This window comes from Streptomyces sp. NPDC016459 (assembly GCF_040632845.1).
Lineage (GTDB): Bacteria > Actinomycetota > Actinomycetes > Streptomycetales > Streptomycetaceae > Streptomyces.
This window is the reverse complement of sequence record NZ_JBEYCR010000015.1, coordinates 1-18,630: the sequence shown is the minus strand read 5'-3', so window position 1 is coordinate 18,630 and position 18,630 is coordinate 1. Positions and strand designations below refer to the sequence as shown.

The following is an 18,630-nucleotide window of genomic DNA, read 5'->3' as shown; positions in this document are numbered from 1 at the left end:
ACACGGGCGCAGGCCACGGCACCATGGCCCGGTGACCGTCACCCACATCCCCGGCTCCAAGTCCGTCACCGCCCGCGCGCTCTTCCTCGCCGCCGCGGCCGAGGGCACCACCACCCTTCTGCGGCCGCTCGTCTCCGACGACACCGAGGGCTTCGCCGAGGGCCTCACCGCCCTCGGCTACGCGGTCCGCCGCGAGCCCGGCGCCTGGCACGTCGAGGGCCGCCCCGGCGGCCCCGGAGCGGACACCGCCGAGGTGTACTGCCGCGACGGCGCCACCACCGCCCGCTTCCTGCCCACCCTCGCCGCCGCGGGCCACGGCACCTACCGCTTCGACGCCTCCGAGCAGATGCGCCGGCGGCCCCTCGGCCCGCTCAGTACCGCCCTGCGCGACCTCGGCGTCGACCTCAGGCACGGCGGGCGGGAGGGCCACCACCCGCTCGCCGTCCACGCCCACGGAGTGAAGGGCGGCGCGCTCACCCTCGACGCCGGGCAGTCCTCCCAGTACCTGACGGCCCTGCTCATGCTGGGCCCGCTCACCGCCGAGGGCCTCGACATCACCGTCACCGACCTGGTCTCGGAGCCGTACGTCGAGATCACCCTCGCGATGATGCGGAGCTTCGGCGCCGAGATCAGCCAGGAGGGCCGCACGTACCGCGTCGCTCCCACCGGCTACCGGGCCCGCACGTACGACATCGAGCCCGACGCCTCCACGGCCAGCTACTTCTTCGCCGCGGCCGCCCTCGAACCGGGCCGCTGCGTCACCGTTCCCGGCCTCGGCACCGGCGCCCTCCAGGGCGACCTGGCCTTCGTCGACGTCCTGCGCCGGATGGGCGCCGACGTCGAGATCACCGGCACCGGAACCACGGTCCGTTCCACCGGCCGGCTCCACGGACTCACCGTCAACATGCGGGACATCTCCGACACCATGCCGACCCTCGCCGCCCTCGCGCCCTTCGCCGAGGGACCCGTCCGCATCGAGGACGTCGCCAACACCCGCGTGAAGGAGTGCGACCGCCTCGACGCCTGCGCCGAGAACCTGCGCCGCCTCGGCGTCACCGTCACCACCGGCCCCGACTGGATCGAGATCCAGCCCGGCGCCCCCACCGGACCCGTCGAGATCGCCACCCACGGCGACCACCGCATCGTCATGTCCTTCGCGGTCACGGCGCTGCGCACCCCCGGCATCACCTTCGACGACCCCGGCTGTGTGAAGAAGACGTACCCCGACTTCCACCGGGCGTTCCACACGTTCGCGCACACCCCGTGAAGAGCACCCCGTGAAGAAGACACCGCGTTTGCGGCAAGAATGGGGGGCATGAGCGACCGCCCCTCTCCTCTCGCCGATCCCCATATCGCCTTCGACGTGTCCGAAGGACGCCGGGACATCGTCGTCCTCGGCTCGACCGGGTCCATCGGCACCCAGGCCATCGACCTGGTGCTGCGCAACCCCGACCGCTTCCGGGTCACCGCCCTGGCCGCCTCGGGCGGCCGGATCGCGCTGCTCGCCGAGCAGGCGCACCGGCTGAAGGTCACCGCGGTCGCCGTGGCCCGCGAGGAGGCGCTGCCGGAGCTGCGTGACGCGCTGAAGGCGCTGTACGGCTCCGAGCCGCTGCCCGAGCTCCTGGCCGGCCCGGACGCCGCCACCCGGCTCGCCGCCTCGCCGTGCCACACCGTCCTCAACGGCATCACCGGCTCCATCGGCCTCGCGCCGACCCTCGCCGCCCTCGAAGCAGGCCGCACCCTCGCCCTCGCCAACAAAGAGTCGCTGATCGTCGGCGGTCCCCTGGTGAAGGCGATCGCCAAGCCCGGCCAGATCATCCCGGTCGACTCCGAGCACGCGGCCCTCTTCCAGGCGCTCGCCGCCGGCACCCGCGCCGACGTCCGCAAGCTGGTCGTCACCGCCTCCGGCGGCCCCTTCCGCGGCCGTACGCGCGAGGAGCTGGCCCACGTCACCCGCGAGGACGCGCTCGCCCACCCCACCTGGGCCATGGGCCCGGTGATCACGGTGAACAGCGCGACCCTGGTGAACAAGGGCCTGGAGGTCATCGAGGCCCATCTGCTCTACGACATCCCCTTCGACCGCATCGAGGTCGTCGTCCACCCCCAGTCGTACGTCCACTCGATGGTCGAGTTCACGGACGGCTCCACGCTCGCCCAGGCGACCCCGCCCGACATGAGCGGCCCGATCGCCATCGGCATCGGCTGGCCCGAGCGGGTCCCCGACGCGGCCCCCGCCTTCGACTGGACCAAGGCCTCCACCTGGGAGTTCTTCCCGCTCGACACCGAGGCGTTCCCGTCCGTCGGGCTCGCCCGGCACGTCGGCGCCCTCGGCGGCACCGCCCCCGCCGTCTTCAACGCGGCGAACGAGGAGTGCGTCGAGGCCTTCCTCGCCGGACGGCTGCCGTTCAACGGAATCATGGATACGGTCACAGCGGTCGTCGCGGAACACGGCGTTCCCGCCACGGGAACCTCCCTCACCGTCCCGGACGTCCTCGAAGCGGAGACCTGGGCGCGCGCCCGGGCCCGAGAGCTCGCAGCGAAGGCAACAGCGGAGGCCCGCGCATGACCGAAATGCTTCTGTACGCCCTGGGCATCGTGCTGTTCGCGCTCGGGCTGCTCGTCTCCATCGCCTGGCACGAACTCGGCCACCTCTCCACGGCCAAGCTCTTCGGCATCCGCGTACCGCAGTACATGGTCGGCTTCGGCCCCACGATCTGGTCGAGGAAGCGCGGCGAGACCGAGTACGGCATCAAGGCCATCCCGGCCGGCGGCTACATCCGCATGATCGGCATGTTCCCGCCCGGCGACGACGGCCGCATCGAGGCCCGCTCCACCTCGCCCTGGCGCTCGATGATCGAGGACGCCCGCGAGGCCTCGTACGAGGAGCTGCAGCCCGGCGACGAGACCCGCCTCTTCTACACGCGCAGGCCGTGGAAGCGCGTGATCGTGATGTTCGCCGGACCCTTCATGAACCTGGTCCTGGCGGCGGCGCTGTTCTTCGGCTCGATGATGACCCTGGGCATCGAGGGCCAGACGACCCAGGTCGCCGGCGTCCAGAAGTGCGTCATCGAGCAGAGCGAGAAGCGCGAGAAGTGCGCGGCGGGTGACCCCGTCTCCCCGGCGTTCAAGGCCGGCCTCAAGGAAGGCGACAGGATCGTCGCCTTCAACGGCACCCCGGTGGGCGACTGGGACACCCTCTCCGACCGCATCCGCGACACCGTCGGCCCGGCCACGGTCACCGTCGAGCGCGCCGGGCAGCGCGTCGACCTGCACCCCACCCTCGTCTCCAACAAGGTGCCGAAGAAGGACGAGGACGGCCAGGTCGTCCAGCCCGTCACGTACATCGACGCCGGCTACCTCGGCTTCGCCTCCAAGACCGAGGTCGCGCCCCTCACGTTCGTCGAGACCACCGACCGGATGTCCGACCTCCTGGAGAACGGCGTCCACTCGGTCATCGCCCTCCCGGGCAAGATCCCCGGCCTCTGGGACGCCACCTTCGGCGACGGCGAACGCGCCGACGACTCGCCGGTCGGCGTCGTGGGCGCCGCCCGCATCACCGGCGAGCTGATGAACATCGAGGCCCCGCCCACGACGATCCTCGTGATGTTCATGAACCTGCTGGTCATGTTCAACGTCTCGCTGTTCCTGTTCAACATGCTCCCGCTGCTGCCGCTCGACGGCGGGCACATCGCGGGCGCCCTGTGGGAGTCCGTACGCCGTCACACGGCCCGGATCTTCAGGCGCCCCGACCCCGGCCCGTTCGACGTGGCCAGGCTGATGCCCGCCGCCTACGTGGTGGCCGGCGTCTTCGTCTGCTTCACGCTGCTCGTCCTCGCCGCCGACATCGTCAACCCGGTGAAACTGACGTAGCCCCAGGGGGGCCGGCCCCGGTGGTGTCCGGCCCCCCGCCCCCAGGGCGGTAACCTCGGAGACCTGAGCCCGCCGACGCACAACCTTGAGGTTGCACAGAAGATGACCGCGATTGCTCTCGGTATCCCGACCGTTCCGACCCGGCTCGCCGAGCGGCGCAAGAGCCGCCAGATCCAGGTCGGCAGTGTCGCCGTCGGCGGTGACGCCCCCGTCTCCGTGCAGTCGATGACCACGACCCGCACCTCCGACATCGGCGCGACGCTCCAGCAGATCGCCGAGCTGACGGCCTCCGGCTGCCAGATCGTGCGCGTGGCCTGCCCCACGCAGGACGACGCCGACGCCCTCGCGACGATCGCCCGGAAGTCCTCGATCCCCGTGATCGCCGACATCCACTTCCAGCCGAAGTACGTCTTCGCCGCGATCGACGCCGGCTGCGCGGCCGTCCGCGTCAACCCGGGCAACATCAAGCAGTTCGACGACAAGGTCAAGGAGATCGCCAAGGCGGCCTCCGACGCCCGGACCCCGATCCGGATCGGCGTCAACGCCGGCTCGCTCGACGCCCGGCTCCTCAAGAAGTACGGCAAGGCCACCCCGGAGGCGCTCGTCGAGTCCGCCCTCTGGGAGGCCTCCCTCTTCGAGGAGCACGGCTTCCGCGACATCAAGATCTCGGTCAAGCACAACGACCCGGTCATCATGGTCGAGGCCTACCGTCAGCTCGCCGCCCAGTGCGACTACCCGCTGCACCTCGGTGTCACCGAGGCCGGCCCGGCCTTCCAGGGCACCATCAAATCGGCCGTCGCCTTCGGCGCCCTGCTGTCCCAGGGCATCGGCGACACCATCCGCGTCTCGCTCTCCGCACCGCCGGCCGAGGAGATCAAGGTCGGCATGCAGATCCTGGAGTCGCTGAACCTGCGCCAGCGGCGCCTGGAGATCGTCTCCTGCCCGTCCTGCGGACGCGCCCAGGTCGACGTCTACAAGCTCGCGGAGGAGGTCACCGCCGGCCTCGACGGGATGACCGTCCCGCTGCGCGTGGCCGTCATGGGCTGCGTCGTCAACGGCCCCGGCGAGGCCCGCGAGGCCGATCTCGGCGTCGCCTCCGGCAACGGCAAGGGCCAGATCTTCGTGAAGGGCGAGGTCATCAAGACCGTCCCCGAGTCGAAGATCGTCGAGACCCTGATCGAAGAGGCGCTGAAGATCGCCGAGCAGATGGAGAAGGACGGCGTCGCCAGCGGCGAGCCGTCGGTCGCCGTCGCCGGCTGAGGACACGGACCACCACGGAGCCCCTCCACCCCACCGGGCGGAGGGGCTCCGTGCGCATGAAGGGCCCCGCCACAGGCGAGAAGGGTAAAGTGCCAAGACCAGCAGAACCGCACGGTGAGGCCCCCTCGTGTTGACACAACCCGCCACCCGGGTCCTCGAACCCGCCGATCTCGGCGCCGCGCTCGCCGTCCTGGAGAGCGCCCCCGTCGAGAACGCCTTCGTCGCCGCCCGCGTCCAGGTCGCCGGGCTCGACCCGTGGCGTCTCGGCGGCGAGATGTGGGGCTGGTACGACGAGGGCCGACTGCGCTCCCTCTGCTACTCCGGGGCCAACCTGGTCCCCCTCTGCGCCACCCCCGAGGCCGTCCGCGCCTTCGCCGACCGGGCCCGCAGGACCGGCCGCCGCTGCTCCTCGATCGTCGGCCCCGTCGAGGCCACCTCCGAGCTGTGGCGCCTCCTGGAGCCCAGCTGGGGCCCCGCGCGGGACGTCCGCGCCCGCCAACCCCTGATGGTCGCCGAGGCACCCTCCACCACCGTCACTCCCGACCCGTTGGTGCGCCGCGTCCGCAGGGACGAGCTGGACGTGATCATGCCCGCCTGCGTGGCCATGTTCACCGAGGAGGTCGGCGTCTCCCCGCTCGCCAACGACGGCGGCCTGCTCTACCAGGCCCGGGTCGCCGAACTCGTCGGCACCGGCCGCTCCTTCGCCCGCATCGAGGACGGCAAGGTCGTCTTCAAGGCCGAGATCGGCGCCGCCACCCGCCAGGCCTGCCAGATCCAGGGCGTCTGGGTCGCCCCCGAGCACCGCGGCAAGGGCCTCTCGGAGACGGGCATGGCCGCCGTCCTCCAGCAGGCCCTGGCCGACATCGCGCCCGTCGTCAGCCTGTACGTCAACGACTACAACGTCCCCGCGAGGGCCGCCTACCGCCGCGTCGGCTTCCAGGAGACCGGCGCCTTCATGAGCGTCCTGTTCTGATCGTGCTGTCCCGGGACGGGCGGCCGCTTGTAGGGTGCGCCGCATGGATGACGCACAGGTCGTGATCGGTCCGGCCAACCTCGCCGCCCGGGTGGACGAGGCCCTCGCCGTGCAGGCGGTCGCCTTCGGCCTGGACGACGACGAGATCGCCGTACGCCGCCACATCGTGCTGCGCCACCTGCTCAGCCCCGGCGCCCGCGCCTACGGCGCCACCACCCCCGACGGGGCGCTCGTCGGATTCGTGTACGGGATGCCCAACGACCGCACCCACTGGTGGTCCACCGTCGTCGAGACGTATCTCCGCGCCACCGGCACCACCGAATGGCTCGACGACTCCTTCGTCATCACCGAACTCCACGTCCACCCCGACTTCCAGGGCCGGGGCGTGGGCCGCGAGCTCATCACCACCATCACCGACACCGCCGTCGAGAAGCGCTCCATCCTCTCCGCGATCGACACCGAGAGCCCGGCCCGCGGCCTCTACCGGTCCCTCGGCTACACCGACCTCGCCCGCCAGGTGCACTTCCCGAGCGCCGCCCGCCCGTACGCCGTGATGGGCGCGCCGCTGCCGCTGCTGCGCCGGAACTGATTTCTCCCACCAGGGATGGCCCGGCTAACCTCGGGCCATCAACGTCAGTCCCGGCAGGAGTACGAGAACCATGGCCAACGCACCGGTCCAGCGCATGTCCCAGTTGATGGCGAAGACGCTGCGCGACGACCCGGCCGACGCCGAGGTCCTCAGCCACAAGCTCCTCGTCCGCGCGGGGTACGTGCGCCGCACCGCCGCCGGCATCTGGAGCTGGCTGCCCCTCGGCAAGAAGGTCCTCTCCAACGTCGAGCGCATCGTCCGCGAGGAGATGGACGCCATCGGCGCGCAGGAGGTCTCCCTGCCCGCGCTGCTGCCGCGCGAGCCGTACGAGGCGACCGGCCGCTGGGAGGAGTACGGCGCCGAGCTCTTCCGCCTCCACGACCGCAGGGGCGGCGACTACCTCCTCGGCCCGACGCACGAGGAGATCTTCACCCTCCTGGTCAAGGACCAGTGCTCGTCCTACAAGGACCTGCCCGTCATCCTCTACCAGATCCAGACGAAGTTCCGTGACGAGGCCCGCCCGCGGGCCGGCATCCTGCGCGGCCGCGAGTTCCTGATGAAGGACTCCTACTCCTTCGACACGGAGGACGAGGGCCTCGCCCACTCCTACGCCCTGCACCGCCAGGCCTACCAGCGCGTCTTCGAGCGCCTCGGCCTCGACTACCGCATCTGCGCCGCCACGGCGGGCGCGATGGGCGGCTCGAAGTCCGAGGAGTTCCTCGCCCCGGCCGAGGCAGGCGAGGACACCTTCGCCGACTGCCCGAACTGCGACTTCGCCGCGAACACCGAGGCGATCACGTACGAGTTGCAGACGGTCGACGGCTCCGGCGTCGCGGCGGCCGAGGAGATCCCCACCCCGGACACCCCGACCATCGAGACCCTCGCCGCCTCCCTGGGCGTCCCGGCCTCCGCCACCCTGAAGAACCTCCTGGTGAAGGTCGACGGCGAGATCGTCGCCGTGGGCGTCCCCGGCGACCGCGAGGTCGACCTGGGCAAGGTCGAGGCGCACTTCGCGCCCGCCACCGTCGAGATGGTCACCGAGACGGACTTCGCCGAGCGCGCGGACCTCGTCCGGGGCTACGTCGGCCCGCAGGGCCTGGAGAAGGTCACCTACATCGCCGACCCGCGCGTCGCGCCGGGCACGGCGTGGATCACGGGCGCCAACAAGGACGGGACGCACGCGAAGAACGTCGTAGCGGGCCGTGACTTCGAGGTCTCCGAGTACGTCGACGTCGTCGTCGTCCAGGAGGGCGACCCGTGCCCGAAGTGCGGCACCGGCCTGAAGCTGGACCGCGCCATCGAGATCGGCCACATCTTCCAGCTGGGCCGCAAGTACGCCGACGCCCTCAAGCTCGACGTCCTCGGCCGGCAGGGCAAGCCGGTCCGCGTGACCATGGGCTCGTACGGCATCGGTGTCTCCCGCGCGGTCGCCGCGCTCGCCGAGCAGACGGCGGACGACAAGGGTCTGTGCTGGCCGGCCGAGGTCGCGCCGGCCGACGTCCACGTGGTGGCGGCGGGCAAGGCGCTCCAGACGGAACTGGCCCTCGAGGTCTCGACGCAGCTCGCCGCGGCCGGCCTCCGGGTCCTGGTCGACGACCGCGCGGGCGTCTCCCCGGGCGTGAAGTTCACCGACGCGGAGCTGATGGGCGTCCCGAAGATCCTGGTGGCGGGCCGCCGCTCGGGCGAGGGTGTCCTGGAGCTGAAGGACCGCCGCACGGGCGAGCGGGAGGAACTCCCGACGGCAGAGGCGATCGCCCGCCTCACGGCGTAGGACCACGACGGGGGCTGGGCCCCACCGAGCCCCGCCCCCGTCGTGGCGTGTGCCCGCCTTCCCCCTGTGTCGGGGGAGGGTTCAGCCCTCGTCCTCCCGCTGCGCCGACGGTTCCACCGACGTCCCCGTCAGATCCTCGATCGCGTCCGCCGCGTCCGCCCGTCCCGCCAGATACGCCTCCGGCCACGGCGGCACCGGCGGCGGTATCGGGTGCGTCGGATGCAGCATCGTCTCCGCGTGGCCCGTATCCGCCCCGCCCCTCGGCGTCGCCCGCTCCAGGAACCTGAGCAGCTCCACCGGGAACGGCAGCACCAGCGTCGAGTTCTTCTCCGCCGCCACCGCCACCACCGTCTGCAGCAGCCGCAGCTGCAGCGCCGCCGGCTGGTCGGACATGACTTCCGCCGCCTCCGCCAGCTTCTTCGACGCCTGGAGCTCCGCGTCCGCGTTGATGACCCGCGCCCGCCGCTCCCGGTCCGCCTCCGCCTGCCGGGCCATCGAGCGCTTCATCGTCTCCGGCAGGGACACGTCCTTGATCTCGACCCGGTCGATCTGGACGCCCCACCCGATCGCGGGGGAGTCCAGCATCAGTTCGAGCCCCTGGTTGAGCTTCTCCCGGTTGGACAGCAGGTCGTCGAGGTCGCTCTTGCCGATGATGGACCGCAACGAGGTCTGCGCCATCTGCGAGACCGCGAACTTGTAGTCCTCGACCCGGACGAGCGCCTCGGCCGCGTCGACGACCTTGAAGTAGACCACCGCGTCGACCCGGACCGTCACGTTGTCCCGGGTGATGCCCTCCTGCGCGGGCACGGGCATCGTGACGATCTGCATGTTCACCTTGTGCAGCCGGTCCACGCCCGGAATGATCATCGTGAATCCCGGCGCCCGCACCTCGTCCCGCAGCCGGCCGAAGCGGAAGACCACTCCCCGCTCGTACTGCTTCACGACCCGCGCCGCGGCGCCCGCGTACACGGCGAACGCGGCGGCCGCACCGGCCGCCGCCATCAGCAGCTCTTCGATCATCGCGGCCCCCTGGCATCGAGCCGAACAGTACAAAAAGGGTATTCCCCTACAGCCAGCTCGCGAACTCGAGGAGCAGCTCGGCATCCTGCCGCCGCCCCGCCGCCAACGCCCGCGTCCCCGACTCGACCGCGCGGAACAGGGTCCAGCCGCGCAGCCGCTCCCGGTCCAGGTCCAGCGAGTCGGCCAGCTTGTTGACCCGCCGCCGGGCCGCCGACGCGCCGGAGGACGCGGCCACCAGATCCTCGACCCGGTCCCGGACGAGCCGGGCCAGGTCGTACGCCCGCTCCCCGACCAGCGGCTCGGGGCCGACGGCCAGCCAAGGGGCGCGGTCCCCGGCAAGCACCTTGCCCTGCCGGAAGTTCCCGTGCAGCAGGACCGTCTCGGAGGCGCCGGCCACCAGCTCCTCGCGCGCCGCGAGCGCCGCCGCCGTCAGTTCACCGGTCGCGTCGCCACCCCGGTGGGAGTCCATCGCCGCGGCCTGCCGGGCCGTCCGCTCGGTCACCGTCTCGAAGCCGTGCTCCGCCGGGGGCTCCACCCACAGCTTGCGTACGGTCCCCGCCGCCTCCAGGAGCGCCTTCGCCTCCGGCAGGGAGCGCAGGGAGACCTCGGGGTGCAGCCGTTCGAGGACGAGGGAGCCCTCCCCGGCCTCGTCGAGGAGCTGGACCGCGCCCCAGCCGTTCCAGTGCGCGAGCGCCTCCCGCTCCCGGTCCGGGCGGGTGAACGGGGGTGCGATCTTGAGGGCCGCGGGGGAGCCGTCGGACCGCCGGACGAGGACGACCAGACTGCTCCGCCCGCCGGGGGCCATGACCCGTTCGGCGTCCAGGGACGCCTGGTCGAGCACCTGGTCGGCGAGGGCGGGCAGCGTTTCCAGCCACGCGGCCGCGGTGGCGTCCCCGTACGTCTCACCGAGCGTCCTCGTCAGTCGCTGCGGCGGTTCGAAAGCCATGCGTGCGGTGTTCCTTCGGTCGGGGGCGGGGTTCACGCCCGCTCGGCGAGCCCAGGAAAGGTTACGTCGCTGCCGCGCCAGCGGACGGCCCGTACCGCCGCCTCCCTGAGCGCGGCGGCCGCCTCGCGCCGCTGCGGGCCCTCTGCGGCGCGCACCAGGTCGGAGTACACCCCTGCCGCCCGGTCCTCGAGGACGGCCGCGAGACGGACGGCGCCGGCCGGGTCCGCGACCGGGAACGGCAGCGCGTACGCCGCCTCCGCCGCCACCGGCGCCCCGCCGAGGTCGCGGACGGTCCTGCGCAGCGCGTCCCGGCGCGCCCGGTGGGCCTCGTACGCGGTCGTGGCCTCGGCCCGCCGTTCGGCGCCGATCCGGCCACCGACGACTCCGTACCCGTACACCGCGGCGTGCTCGGCGGCCAGCGCGGACTGGGTCGCGTCGAGGGCGCTCATGCCCGTGCTCCTTCGGTCAGCAGATAGGCGTGCGCGGCGCAGGCGGCGGCCACGGAGGCGAGCAGCCGGGCGTACTCGGGCGGGGCGGTGAGCAGGGCGGCGGTGTGGGCGTCGGAAGCGGTGCCTTCGGCCGCAGCCAGTTCCCCGAGCGCTGCCCGGGGGTCGGCCGCCACGGGCACGGGCACGGGCACGGGGGCGGGAGTGGGCGCGGCGGAGGTCGCAGGGGCGGTCGGTGCCGCCGTCGCGGGCCGTACCGTCGTCCCGCCCTCGCCGAGGGCCTTCGCGTGCGCCGCCACCGAGCGCCGCAGCGGGCTCAGCAGGGGGGCGAGGGCGGGATGGGCGGCGAGCACCGCGTCGTAACGTTCCAGCAGGGTCCGGGAGGCGGTCACCGCGCGGATCCGCAGCGCCGCCTCCGCCCGTGCCACCCGTTCGGCCTCCAGCTCGGCGGCGCTCGGCCCCCGGGGCCCGGGGGCCTCGGAGGTGCAGCCCGCGAGGGCCGCCGCGGCGGCCGAGACCCCGGCCGTCAGGAGTGCGCGCCTGCCCGTCGTCGTCACGCTCGCTCCCTCAGCTGTGGTATGTCGTCGAAGATCGTCGGATCACCGCAGGCGAGCGTACCCGCGGGCCCCGGGTCGGTGGACGGCAACACCCTCCGGGACCGGATACCCTTTGGTCTGACACGCGACGTACCCACAACAGCACACGCGGCCGAGGAGTCACCCGGATGAGCACCACCCAGAGCGACAGGCTGCGCGGACTCGTGGAGCCGCTGGTCCACGCCAAGGGCCTGGATCTGGAAGAGATCGAGGTCTCCCGGGCCGGCCGCCGCGGACTGCTGCGGATCGTCGTGGACTCGGACGAGGGCGTGGAGCTGGACGCCTGTGCCGAGCTGAGCCGCGCGATCTCCGAGAAGCTCGACGAGACCGACGCGATGGGCGAGGGCGAGTACGTCCTCGAAGTCAGCTCCCCCGGCGCCGACCGCCCGCTGACGCAGGCCCGCCACTACGAGCGCGCCGTCGGCCGGCTGGTCAAGCTCCAGCTGACCGCCGACGGCGCCGGCGAAGAGCTGGTCGCGCGGATCATCGCCATGGACGAGAGCGGCCTCGACCTCGAAGTGCCGGGCGTGAAGGGGCGCAAGCCCACCGCCCGCCGGGTCGAGTTCGCCGACATCGTCAAGGCGCGTGTCGAGATCGAGTTCAACCGCAAGGACAAGAAGGAAGAGGAGGCGTAGCCGTGGACATCGACGTGAAGCTGCTCAAGGGCTTGGCGCATGAGAAGGAGATCTCCTTCGACCTGCTGGTCGAGGCGATCGAGTCGGCCCTCCTCATCGCCTACCACCGCACCCCCGACGCCCGCCGCCACGCGCGCGTGGAGCTGGACCGGGCCTCCGGTCACGTGACGGTGTGGGCGAAGGAAGACCCCTCCGATCTGGAGGAGGGCCAGGAGCCCAAGGACTTCGACGACACCCCGTCCGACTTCGGCCGGATCGCGGCGAGCACCGCCCGCCAGGTCATCCAGCAGCGGCTGCGCGACGCCGAGAACGACGTGACGTTCGGTGAGTACGCGCGCCGCGAGGGCGATGTCGTCGCCGGTGTGGTGCAGCAGGGCAAGGACCCGAAGAACGTCCTCGTCCGCCTGGACGACAAGCTGGAAGCCATCCTTCCGGTGCAGGAGCAGGTGCCGGGCGAGGACTACACGCACGGTCTGCGGCTGCGGACGTACGTCGTCCGGGTGGCGAAGGGTGTCCGCGGTCCGTCCGTCACCCTCTCGCGCACCCACCCCAACCTGGTGAAGAAGCTCTTCGCCCTGGAGGTGCCGGAGATCGCCGACGGTTCCGTCGAGATCTCGGCCATCGCCCGTGAGGCCGGTCACCGCACCAAGATCGCCGTCCGCTCCACCCGTTCGGGCCTGAACCCCAAGGGCGCCTGCATCGGCCCGATGGGCAGCCGCGTCCGCAACGTGATGGCGGAGCTGCTCGGCGAGAAGATCGACATCGTCGACTGGTCGGACGACCCGGCCGAGATGGTGGCGAACGCCCTCTCCCCGGCGCGGGTCTCCAGGGTCGACATCGTCGACATGGCCGCCCGGTCCGCCCGGGTGACGGTGCCGGACTACCAGCTGTCGCTGGCGATCGGCAAGGAGGGGCAGAACGCCCGTCTCGCCGCCCGCCTCACCGGCTGGCGGATCGACATCAGGCCCGACACGGAGCCGAACGGTCCCGAGGACTGAGACCGTTTTTGGCCAACAACTGTTCGATTCTTGCCCCAAACAGGTGAGGTCGGTACGGGGAGGTAGACTTAGACGTGTCTGGCCGGACGCATGCCCGCGCGTGCCCTGAGCGAACCTGTGTGGGGTGCCGGGAGCGAGCGGCCAAGAGCGATCTGCTGCGGATCGTGGTGACCAAGGACGAATGCGTTCCTGATCATCGCGGTACGCTGCCCGGCCGGGGTGCGTACCTGCACCCCGCCGTGGTCTGTCTCGACCTGGCGGTCCGTCGCCGGGCGTTGCCGAGGGCCTTCAAGGTCCAGGGCCCGCTCGACACCACGGAACTGCGCAACCACGTCGAGCGGCCGGCGCCGCAGTGAAGAAGAAGTACGGCACGGAACACCGTGCGGTCAGGTACCTCGCGAGTTGGAAGTAGGTCGAGATTGCGATGAGCACTCGATGAGTACGCGATGAGTACGCCCATGAAGTAGCGACGGTCCGGCGGTAACCGGACCTCACAAAGGAGCAAAGTGGCTAAGGTCCGGGTATACGAACTCGCCAAGGAGTTCGGTGTGGAGAGCAAGGTCGTCATGGCCAAGCTCCAAGAACTCGGTGAATTCGTCCGTTCGGCGTCCTCGACGATCGAGGCGCCGGTCGTGCGCAAGTTGACTGACGCTTTGCAGGGCCCCGGTGGCAACGCCGGAAAGTCCCCTGCCAAGCCCGGCGCGCCCCGCAAGGCAGCGCCGTCCCCCGCCGCGCCGAAGCCGGCGTCGGCCACCCCCGCGCCGTCCCCGGCGCAGGCGTCCCGTCCCGCCGCCCCGAAGCCTGGAGCGCCCGCCCCGGCGCCCAAGCCCGCGGCTGCGGAGAAGCCCGCGACTCCGGCTCCCGCCGGCTCGTCGCGCCCCACTCCGGGTCCGAAGCCCCCGGCCGCGCCGAAGCCGGCGCCGGCCTCCCCGGCTCCGACGACCCCGGAGTTCACCGCGCCTCCGGCGGCCCCGGCCGCCCAGCAGCGTCCCGCCGGCGCGACCCCGGGCCCCCGCCCGGCCGCCGCCCGTCCGGGCCAGCAGGCGTCCCGCCCCCAGGGCCAGGGTGCTCCGCGCCCCGGCGGCCAGCAGGCCCCCCGTCCGGGCGGTTCCCGTCCGGCCGGTCCCCGACCGGGCAACAACCCCTTCACCTCGGGTGGCTCCACCGGCATGGCGCGTCCGCAGACGCCCCGTCCCGGTGGCGGCGCTCCCCGTCCCGGCGGCCCCGGTGCCGGTCCGGGCGCCCCGCGTCCGCAGGGCGGCCCCGGCGGCGCTCCGCGCCCGCAGGGTCAGGGCGGTGCCCGTCCCACCCCGGGCGGCATGCCCCGCCCGCAGTCTCCCCGTCCGGGCGGCGCGCCCGGCGGTAACCGTCCGAACCCGGGCATGATGCCGCAGCGTCCCGCTGCCGGCCCGCGCCCCGGTCCCGGCGGTGGCGGCCGTGGCCCCGGTGGCCCCGGTGGCCGTCCGGCCGGTCCCGGCGGTGGCGGCGGCGGTCGTCCCGGCTTCACCGGTCGTCCGGCCGGTCCCGGCGGTGGCGGCGGCGGCTTCGCCGGTCGTCCCGGTGGTCCCGGTGGCGGCGGCGGCGGTCGTCCGGGTGGTCCCGGTGGTGGCGGCGGCTTCGGCGGTCGTCCCGGTGGCTTCGGTGGCCGTCCCGGTGGTCCGGGCGCACGTGGTGGCACGCAGGGCGCCTTCGGTCGCCCCGGCGGTCCGGCGCGTCGCGGTCGCAAGTCGAAGCGTCAGAGGCGCCAGGAGTACGAGGCCATGCAGGCCCCGTCTGTGGGCGGCGTGATGCTTCCCCGCGGTGGCGGCGAGGTCATCCGCCTGTCGCGCGGTGCCTCCCTCACCGACTTCGCCGAGAAGATCGGCGCCAACCCGGCGTCGCTCGTCGCGGTGATGATGAACCTCGGTGAGATGGTCACGGCGACGCAGTCGGTCTCCGACGACACGCTGACGATGCTCGGCGAGGAGATGAACTACGCCGTTCAGATCGTCTCGCCGGAGGAAGAGGACCGCGAGCTCCTCGAGTCCTTCGACATCGAGTTCGGCGAGGACGAGGGCGGCGAAGAGGCTCTGGTCTCCCGTCCGCCGGTCGTCACCGTCATGGGTCACGTCGACCACGGTAAGACCCGACTCCTCGACGCGATCCGCAAGACGAACGTCGTCGCGGGCGAGGCCGGTGGCATCACCCAGCACATCGGTGCCTACCAGGTGGGCACCGAGGTCAACGGCGAAGAGCGTCGCATCACCTTCATCGACACCCCGGGTCACGAGGCGTTCACCGCCATGCGTGCCCGTGGTGCGAAGTCGACCGACATCGCGATCCTCGTGGTCGCGGCCAACGACGGCGTCATGCCGCAGACGATCGAGGCGCTCAACCACGCCAAGGCCGCCGGCGTCCCGATCGTCGTCGCGGTCAACAAGATCGACGTCGAGGGTGCGGACCCGACCAAGGTCCGCGGTCAGCTGACCGAGTTCGGTCTGGTGGCCGAGGAGTACGGCGGCGACACGATGTTCGTCGACATCTCCGCCAAGCAGGGTCTGCACATCGACTCCCTGCTGGAGGCCGTCGTCCTCACCGCCGACGCCTCGCTTGACCTGCGGGCCAACCCGAACCAGGACGCGCAGGGTATTGCGATCGAGTCCCACCTCGACCGTGGTCGCGGTGCCGTCTCGACCGTCCTGGTCCAGCGCGGAACGCTGCGCATCGGCGACACCGTGGTGGTCGGCGACGCGTACGGCCGCGTCCGGGCGATGCTCGACGACAAGGGCAACAACGTCGAGGAGGCGACCCCGTCGACTCCCGTCCTGGTGCTCGGTCTCACCAACGTGCCGGGTGCCGGCGACAACCTCCTGGTGGTCGACGAGGACCGTACGGCGCGTCAGATCGCCGAGAAGCGCGCTGCGCGTGAGCGCAACGCCGCCTTCGCCAAGCGCGTCCGCCGGGTGTCCCTCGAGGACCTCGACAAGGTGCTCAAGGCCGGTCTCGTCCAGGAACTCAACCTCATCATCAAGGGCGACGCGTCCGGTGCGGTCGAGGCCCTCGAAGCCTCGCTGCTCCAGCTCGACGTCGGTGAAGAGGTCGACATCCGTGTCCTGCACCGCGGTGTGGGTGCGGTCACCGAGTCGGACATCGACCTGGCCATGGGCTCCGACGCCATCGTCATCGGCTACAACGTCCGTGCGGCCGGCCGTGCCGCGCAGATGGCGGAGCGCGAGGGCGTCGACGTCCGGTACTACTCGGTCATCTACCAGGCGATCGAGGAGATCGAGGCGGCGCTCAAGGGCCTCCTCAAGCCGGAGTACGAAGAGGTCGAGCTCGGTACGGCGGAGATCCGCGAGGTCTTCCGCTCGTCCAAGCTGGGCAACATCGCCGGTGTCCTCATCCGCTCCGGCGAGGTCAAGCGCAACACCAAGGCGCGCCTCGTCCGCGACGGCAAGGTCATCGCCGAGGACCTCACGATCCACGGTCTGCGCCGCTTCAAGGACGACGTCACCGAGATCCGCGAAGGCTTCGAGGGCGGTATCAACCTCGGAAACTTCAACGACATCAAGATCGACGACGTCATCGCGACGTACGAGATGCGCGAGAAGCCGCGCGCCTGATCGCGTCCGATCGCACGTGTGAGCCGGGGCCGGTCGGCGGAAAGTATTCCGTCGATCGGCCCCGGCCGTTGCGTGTAGCGTTTCCGGTGTCCCCGCCGAGTGGTCGGCGGGCACACCGAACCCGAACCGGCGGGACATCCGGACACATATGTACGTGGGGACACTGTCCTTCGATCTGCTCCTCGGCGACGTACGTTCGTTGAAGGAGAAACGCTCCGTCGTCAAGCCGATCGTCGCCGAGCTCCAGCGGAAGTTCGCGGTGAGCGTGGCGGAGGTCAGCGGCCAGAACCTCCATCGACGGGTCGAGATCGGCGTCGCGATGGTGTCGGGGGACTCGGGGCACCTCAGCGACGTGCTGGACCGGTGCGAGCGGCTCGTCGCCGCCCGCCCCGAGGTGGAACTGCTGGCGGTGCGCCGCAGGCTCCACACTGATGAAGACTGATTTGAGCAAGGCGAAGAAGGAGAAGGACCAGTGGCCGACAACGCGCGGGCGAAGAAGCTGGCAGACCTCATCCAGGAGGTGGTCGCCGAGAAGCTGCTGCGCGGCATCAAGGACCCCCGCCTGGGTACGCACGTGACCATCACGGACACCCGCGTCACCGGTGACCTGCGGGAGGCCACGGTCTTCTACACGGTCTACGGCGACGACGAGGAGCGCGCGAGCGCCGCCGCCGGCCTGGAGAGTGCCAAGGGCATCCTCCGTTCGGCCGTCGGCCGGGCGGCCGGGACCAAGTTCACCCCGACGCTGACCTTCGTGGCGGACGCCCTCCCGGAGAACGCCAAGACGATCGAGGACCTCCTGAACAGGGCGCGGGCCTCCGACGCCCAGGTGCGGGAGGCGTCCTCCGGCGCCGCCTTCGCGGGCGAGGCCGACCCCTACAAGAAGCCGGGCGAGGACGAAGCCGCCGAATGAGCGACACAGCAGCAACTCCCCCGGCCACGGCCGGGAGGGGACCCCAGGACGGTCTTGTCATCGTCGACAAGCCGTCGGGCTTCACCTCGCACGACGTCGTGGCCAAGATGCGCGGGATCGCGAAGACCCGCAAGGTCGGGCACGCGGGCACGCTCGACCCCATGGCCACCGGCGTCCTCGTCCTCGGCGTGGAGCGGGCGACCAAGCTCCTCGGGCACCTCGCGCTGACCGAGAAGGAGTACCTGGGCACCATCCGCCTGGGCCAGACGACGATCACCGACGACGCCGAGGGCGAGATCACGGCGTCGGTCGACGCTTCGAAGGTCACCCGCGAAGGCATCGACGCGGGCGTCGCCGAGCTGACCGGCGCCATCATGCAGGTGCCGTCGAAGGTCTCCGCGATCAAGATCGACGGCAAGCGGTCGTACGCGCGGGTGCGCGGCGGCGAGGAGTTCGAGATCCCGGCCCGCCCGGTCACCGTCTCCTCCTTCCAGGTGTACGACGTCCGGGAGGCGACCGCCGAGGACGGCACCCCCGTCGTCGATCTGGTCGTCTCCGTCGTCTGCTCCTCCGGTACGTACATCCGGGCGCTCGCCCGGGACCTCGGCGCCGGGCTCGGCGTGGGCGGGCACCTGACCGCGCTGCGCCGCACCCGGGTCGGCCCGTACAAGCTGGACTCGGCGAAGACGCTCGACCAGCTCCAGGAGGAGCTGACGGTGATGCCGGTCGCCGACGCGGCCGCGGCGGCGTTCCCCCGGTGGGAGGTCGACGAGAAGCGGGCCCAGCTCCTCCTCAACGGCGTCCGCGTGGAGATGCCGACGTATCCGGCGGGGCCCGTCGCGGTCTTCGGACCGGAGGGGCGACTGCTCGCGCTCGTCGAGGACCAGCGGGGCAAGGCCAAGAGCCTCGCCGTCTTCGGCTGAACCGACCGGCTTCGACGCTCCCGTGGGGCGGGCACGCGCGCGTGCCCCCGCCCCGGCGGTCCCCCCGACGAGCCGGTCAGGCGGGACC

Annotated in this window: 18 protein-coding genes; 14 read left to right on the top strand and 4 right to left on the bottom strand. The window is 71.8% G+C overall.

All coding sequences use genetic code 11. The features are described from left to right. The first annotated feature begins 31 nt into the window (after positions 1-31). The 7 genes from aroA (at position 32) to ABZ567_RS27110 (ending at position 8,463) form a co-directional block, all read left to right on the top strand. Positions 32-1,267 (top strand): 3-phosphoshikimate 1-carboxyvinyltransferase, encoded by a 1,236-nt coding sequence (aroA, locus tag ABZ567_RS27140; protein WP_360794411.1) that lies wholly within the window; start codon positions 32-34, stop codon positions 1,265-1,267. A 48-nt stretch (positions 1,268-1,315) separates the two neighbouring features. Continuing rightward, complete coding sequence (dxr, locus tag ABZ567_RS27135) at positions 1,316-2,566, top strand: 1-deoxy-D-xylulose-5-phosphate reductoisomerase (RefSeq protein ID WP_360794409.1); 1,251 nt, start codon at positions 1,316-1,318, stop codon at positions 2,564-2,566. Beyond that, on the top strand, positions 2,563-3,870 hold the full coding sequence (locus ABZ567_RS27130) for a site-2 protease family protein (RefSeq protein WP_360794407.1): 1,308 nt from the start codon (positions 2,563-2,565) through the stop codon (positions 3,868-3,870). The genes dxr and ABZ567_RS27130 overlap by 4 nt, the downstream gene beginning before the upstream one ends. Before the next feature lie 102 nt (positions 3,871-3,972). Further along, complete coding sequence (gene ispG, locus ABZ567_RS27125; protein ID WP_360794405.1) at positions 3,973-5,130, top strand: flavodoxin-dependent (E)-4-hydroxy-3-methylbut-2-enyl-diphosphate synthase; 1,158 nt, start codon at positions 3,973-3,975, stop codon at positions 5,128-5,130. A 127-nt stretch (positions 5,131-5,257) separates the two neighbouring features. Continuing rightward, on the top strand, positions 5,258-6,103 hold the full coding sequence (locus ABZ567_RS27120) for a GNAT family N-acetyltransferase (protein ID WP_360794403.1): 846 nt from the start codon (positions 5,258-5,260) through the stop codon (positions 6,101-6,103). Positions 6,104-6,146: 43 nt separating this feature from the next. Next, entirely contained in the window at positions 6,147-6,692 is a 546-nt protein-coding gene (locus tag ABZ567_RS27115) for a GNAT family N-acetyltransferase (protein WP_360794401.1), read from the top strand. A gap of 70 nt (positions 6,693-6,762) precedes the next feature. Continuing rightward, positions 6,763-8,463: a proline--tRNA ligase gene (locus tag ABZ567_RS27110; protein WP_360794399.1), complete on the top strand. Its 1,701-nt coding sequence runs from the start codon at positions 6,763-6,765 to the stop codon at positions 8,461-8,463. An 81-nt stretch (positions 8,464-8,544) separates the two neighbouring features. Here the strand turns inward: ABZ567_RS27110 and ABZ567_RS27105 are convergent, their stop codons facing one another. From ABZ567_RS27105 to ABZ567_RS27090, 4 genes are read right to left on the bottom strand one after another with little or no spacing between them, the layout of a single operon-like run. Further along, positions 8,545-9,483, bottom strand: a complete 939-nt coding sequence (locus ABZ567_RS27105; RefSeq protein ID WP_360794397.1) for a slipin family protein — start codon at positions 9,481-9,483, stop codon at positions 8,545-8,547. Between the two features lie 46 nt (positions 9,484-9,529). Beyond that, entirely contained in the window at positions 9,530-10,429 is a 900-nt protein-coding gene (locus ABZ567_RS27100) for an aminoglycoside phosphotransferase family protein (protein ID WP_360794395.1), read from the bottom strand. 32 nt (positions 10,430-10,461) lie between these two features. Continuing rightward, on the bottom strand, positions 10,462-10,878 hold the full coding sequence (locus ABZ567_RS27095; protein ID WP_360794393.1) for a ferritin-like domain-containing protein: 417 nt from the start codon (positions 10,876-10,878) through the stop codon (positions 10,462-10,464). Next, complete coding sequence (locus ABZ567_RS27090; protein WP_360794391.1) at positions 10,875-11,432, bottom strand: hypothetical protein; 558 nt, start codon at positions 11,430-11,432, stop codon at positions 10,875-10,877. Before ABZ567_RS27090 ends, ABZ567_RS27095 begins: the two co-directional genes overlap by 4 nt. A 167-nt stretch (positions 11,433-11,599) precedes the next feature. On the opposite strand from ABZ567_RS27090, the gene rimP reads away from it, so the two are divergent. From rimP to truB, 7 genes are all read left to right on the top strand, one after another. Continuing rightward, positions 11,600-12,106 (top strand): ribosome maturation factor RimP, encoded by a 507-nt coding sequence (gene rimP / locus ABZ567_RS27085; protein WP_360794389.1) that lies wholly within the window; start codon positions 11,600-11,602, stop codon positions 12,104-12,106. Positions 12,107-12,108: 2 nt separating this feature from the next. Then, positions 12,109-13,104 (top strand): transcription termination factor NusA, encoded by a 996-nt coding sequence (gene nusA / locus ABZ567_RS27080; protein WP_360794387.1) that lies wholly within the window; start codon positions 12,109-12,111, stop codon positions 13,102-13,104. A gap of 74 nt (positions 13,105-13,178) precedes the next feature. After that, positions 13,179-13,460 (top strand): YlxR family protein, encoded by a 282-nt coding sequence (locus tag ABZ567_RS27075; RefSeq protein WP_360794385.1) that lies wholly within the window; start codon positions 13,179-13,181, stop codon positions 13,458-13,460. 150 nt (positions 13,461-13,610) lie between these two features. Then, on the top strand, positions 13,611-16,706 hold the full coding sequence (infB, locus tag ABZ567_RS27070; protein WP_360794383.1) for a translation initiation factor IF-2: 3,096 nt from the start codon (positions 13,611-13,613) through the stop codon (positions 16,704-16,706). Between the two features lie 148 nt (positions 16,707-16,854). Next, positions 16,855-17,148, top strand: coding sequence for a DUF503 domain-containing protein (locus ABZ567_RS27065; protein WP_360794381.1), 294 nt, complete (start codon positions 16,855-16,857; stop codon positions 17,146-17,148). Between the two features lie 30 nt (positions 17,149-17,178). Continuing rightward, entirely contained in the window at positions 17,179-17,619 is a 441-nt protein-coding gene (rbfA, locus tag ABZ567_RS27060; RefSeq protein WP_360794379.1) for a 30S ribosome-binding factor RbfA, read from the top strand. Then, complete coding sequence (gene truB / locus ABZ567_RS27055; protein ID WP_360794377.1) at positions 17,616-18,542, top strand: tRNA pseudouridine(55) synthase TruB; 927 nt, start codon at positions 17,616-17,618, stop codon at positions 18,540-18,542. The genes rbfA and truB overlap by 4 nt, the downstream gene beginning before the upstream one ends. Positions 18,543-18,630 lie beyond the last annotated feature (88 nt).